This window comes from Inquilinus limosus MP06, assembly GCF_000767795.1.
In the GTDB taxonomy this organism is placed as follows: Bacteria; Pseudomonadota; Alphaproteobacteria; order DSM-16000; family Inquilinaceae; genus Inquilinus; species Inquilinus limosus_E.
Genome location: NZ_JANX01000608.1, coordinates 1 through 3,659, shown reverse-complemented (window position 1 = coordinate 3,659; position 3,659 = coordinate 1). Strand labels below are relative to the sequence as shown.

The 3,659-nt window shown below is 69.0% G+C and carries 4 protein-coding genes; all 4 read right to left on the bottom strand.

Annotated elements, in window-relative coordinates:
* On the bottom strand, window positions 1-955 hold a 955-nt coding region (locus P409_RS29370), incomplete at its 3' end, for a hypothetical protein (RefSeq protein ID WP_152613609.1).
* Window positions 956-1,070: 115 nt separating this feature from the next.
* Window positions 1,071-1,979, bottom strand: coding sequence for a hypothetical protein (locus tag P409_RS29365; RefSeq protein WP_034846765.1), 909 nt, complete (start codon window positions 1,977-1,979; stop codon window positions 1,071-1,073).
* A gap of 148 nt (window positions 1,980-2,127) precedes the next feature.
* Window positions 2,128-3,465 carry an acetyl-CoA carboxylase biotin carboxylase subunit gene (gene accC, locus P409_RS29360; protein ID WP_034846763.1) on the bottom strand — a complete coding sequence of 446 codons (1,338 nt, stop codon included), beginning with the start codon at window positions 3,463-3,465 and terminating at the stop codon, window positions 2,128-2,130.
* Window positions 3,465-3,659, bottom strand: a 195-nt coding sequence (locus P409_RS29355; protein WP_034846761.1) for an acetyl-CoA carboxylase biotin carboxyl carrier protein, incomplete at its 5' end; no start/stop codon positions are given. The genes accC and P409_RS29355, both read right to left, overlap by 1 nt.

Sequence of the window (3,659 nt, the reverse complement as noted above, 5' to 3'; positions counted from 1 at the left end):
GTGTTCGGGCTGGTGCGGCCGTGAGCGCCCGGCTCAGTAGCTGGCGGTCAGGTTCGAGCCGCTTCACCAGCTCCATCACCTTGGCCGCGCCGCCCGATTCCACCGCCGCCAGTTCGGCGAAGGCGAGCGGCGGCTGCGGCGCGATCTCGACATGGAACGGTCCGCGCGGCTGCGGCATGGACTGGATGAAGCGGCCGATCGCCGACACCGACGCCTCGGGCACGCCGGCCCCGGTCAGGACGACCAGGACGGCCATGCCCTGCGCCTTGGCCGCGGCGACCGCCCCCTCGGGGTCGGTCTCGCCGTCCGGCAGGGCCAGCAGCAGCGGCAGCAGGGCGAGGTTCTCGAACATGCCCTGGTTGTCGAAATCCACGGTCAGCGACCGCAGTGACACCCCAGTCGCGATCTCGGGGTCGGGCACCCGGTCCGCGGCCAGCGTGTCGAGCTTGATGCCCTGGATCGCGGCGGTGACGGTCAGATGGCCGATCGTCTCGCCGCGGAAGGTGGCGTCGCGGATGGTCAGGACATCGGCGATCTTGTCGTAATCGTAGTCGAAGGTGATCTCGAGGGGCTTCTGCACCAGCTTCATCTGATAGGCGTTGGCCGCGGGCAGGGCCGGCGCGAAGAAGCGGATGCCTTCGGCGCGAAGCGACAGGGTCAGCGGCGCCCGGTCGGCGTAGAAGCGCTCGAAATCGATGCGGTCGAGGGTCAGAGCCCCCACCTTCCAGCCCTGATAGCGGCTCATCGACAGCTGCAGGTCGGTGTAGCGGCAGCCGGTGTCGCCGACCGGCGTCACCTCGCCGACCGAGGGCGCCTCCTCGGCCGCCTTGCCGAGCATCGGGAGCAGGTCGCGGCAGCGCTGCACCGGGTCCGCCGGCACCGGCGCGGCCTGGGCCAGCGGGGCGAGGCCTGCCGCCACGACAAGGGCTGCGGCGGCGGTCCGGATGCGGGTCATGGTCATCTCCGTTCGGTCGGGAGGATCGCCGGGATCTTCATGCCGGTCTCCCGAAACGACGATGGCCGGGGGATCGCCCCGGCCATCGCTTCACATCAGGTCCGATCGCAGCCGGTCAGTTGTAGGTGACGGCGACGTTCAGGCTCTTCACCAGATCCATCGACTTGGCATCGCCCGGCTTGATCGTGGCGAACTGCGCCAGCGGCACCGGGGCGGACGGGTCCATCGAGATGGTCAGCGGGCCCTTCGGCGCCGGGAAGTCCTGGGCGAAGGCCATCAGGCTCTTCACCGCGGCCTCCGGCACGCCGATCGCCGACAGCGCCGCCATGCCGAGGACGGCCTGGCTCTTGCCCTGCTCGATCGCGGTCTTCGGGTCCTCGCCCTGCGCGGTCGCGAAGGCGATCACCTTGTCGATGATGCCCTTGTTCTCGAAATGCAGCTTGATCTTGCGCAGCGAGGCGGTGCCCAGCAGCTGGCTCGGGTCGGCCGCGGCCGTCGGGTCGGCCGAGTTGACGCCGTCCAGCGCGCCGTCCAGCGACAGCTGGCCCAGCGAGTCGCCGCTGAGCTCGAACTGGTTCAGGCTGAACTGCTTGCTGCCCTCATCCAGCCGGTAGTCGATGGCGACGTTGAACGGGTCCTCGCCGAGGACGGCCTTGACCTGCGGGTTGTCGATCGAGATGCCCTTGGCCTGCGCCGTCATCGTCGGCGACGGCTTGCTGTCATAGGCCTTGGCGAAGTCGAGCTTGTCGATGGTCAGCTCGGCGATCGAGACCGTGGTCGGAGCCTCGCCGGCCGTGACCTTGTCGGCCGGCTCGGTCATCTTGACGTCGATGAACTTGCAGCCGGAGTCGCCGAAGGATTCGACCGAACCGACCTGGGCATTGTGCATCGGGGAATCGGCCGGGGCGATGGTCAGCAGCCCCTTGCAGCGCTCGACCGGGTCGGACGGGACCTCGGCCGCGAAGGCCGGGGCGGTGACCAGCGCGACCAGGGCCGCCGCCGTCGAAGCACGAAACACGCTCATCAAGCATCTCCTCGCATATCGGGGCGGCACCGGACCCGCAGACCTGGCTGCGACAGCGATCGCATCCCCTCGATCGCCATCCCGGGCGCGGCGCCCGGGACACCGCATAGTCTTAGTCTCAGATTTGGGCTGAAATCAGGCCAGGGCCCTATTTCGCCATCAGCCGCTCGAGCCAGCGGATATCGTAGTCGCCGTTGATGAAGTCCGGCTCGGCGATCAGCCGGGCATGCAGCGGCAGGGTGGTCTTCACCCCGTCGATGACATACTCCTCCAGCGCTCGGCGCAGCCGCATCAGGCATTCGTTGCGGGTGGTGCCGCGCACGATCAGCTTGGCCACCAGGCTGTCGTAGTGCGGCGGGATGCGATAGCCGTCATAGATCGCGCTGTCGACCCGCACGCCCAGGCCGCCCGGCGCATGGTAGCCGTCGATCCGGCCGGGGGAGGGGGTGAAGGTCTCCGGGTCCTCGGCGTTGATCCGGCACTCGATGGCGTGGCCCTGGAACTCGATATCGGCCTGGGTGTAGCCGAGCGGCGCGCCGGTGGCGACGCGGATCTGCTCGCGCACCAGGTCGATGCCCGAGATCTCCTCGGTGATCGGGTGCTCGACCTGCAGCCGGGTGTTCATCTCGATGAAGTAGAACTTCCCGTCCTGATACAGGAACTCCATCGTGCCGACGCCGCGATAGCCCAGCTTGCGCGCCGTCTCCGCCGCCAGCCCGCCGATATAGGCGCGCTCCTCGGCGTTGAGCGCGGGCGAGGGGGCCTCCTCGATCACCTTCTGGTGCCGGCGCTGGATCGAGCAGTCGCGCTCGCCGAAATGCACCACGTTGCCATGGGTGTCGGCCAGCAGCTGGATCTCGATGTGGCGCGGATGATCGAGATACTTCTCGACATAGACGCTGTCATTGCCGAAGGCGGCGCGGGCCTCGTTCCGGGCCATGCTGTACGCCTCGGGCAGTTCGGCATCGCTCAGCGCCACCTTCATGCCCTTGCCGCCGCCGCCCGCCGTGGCCTTGACCAGCACCGGATAGCCCATCTCCCGCGCCAGCGCCTGCGCCTCCTCGACCGTGTCGACGGCGCCGTCGGAGCCGGGGACCACGGGCAGGCCGGCGGCCTTGACCGCGTCCTTGGCGGCGATCTTGTCGCCCATCACCCGGATGTGCTGCGCGGTCGGGCCGATGAAGGCGAAGCCGTGCTCCTCCACCATCTCGGCGAAGCGGGCATTCTCGGCCAGGAAGCCGATGCCGGGATGGATGGCGTCGCAGCCGGTGATGGTGGCGGCGGAGAGCAGGGCCGGGATGTTGAGGTAGCTTTCGCGGGCCGCCGGCGGGCCGATGCACACCGCCTCGTCGGCCAGGCGCACGGCCATGGCGTCGCTGTCAGCCGTGGAGTGCACGACCACGGTGCGGATGCCCATCTCGCGACAGGCGCGGTGGATGCGCAGCGCGATCTCGCCGCGGTTGGCGATGAGGACCTTCTCGAACATCAGTCGATCACGACAAGCGGTTCGCCGAACTCGACCGGCTGCGCATCCTCGACCAGGACGGCGCTGACCGTGCCGGAGCGCGGGCTGCGGATCGGGTTCATCACCTTCATCGCCTCGACGATCAAGAGCGTCGCGCCCTCAGCCACCTTGTCGCCGACCTTGACGAAGGCCGCGGCGCCGGGCTCGGGCGACAG

What these genes read in the sequence shown, in the direction of transcription:
- P409_RS29365 (WP_034846765.1), bottom strand. Translation starts at nt 1,979, where the DNA reads ATGAGCGTGTTTCGTGCTTCGACGGCGGCGGCCCTGGTCGCGCTGGTC.
- accC (WP_034846763.1), bottom strand. Translation starts at nt 3,465, where the DNA reads ATGTTCGAGAAGGTCCTCATCGCCAACCGCGGCGAGATCGCGCTGCGC.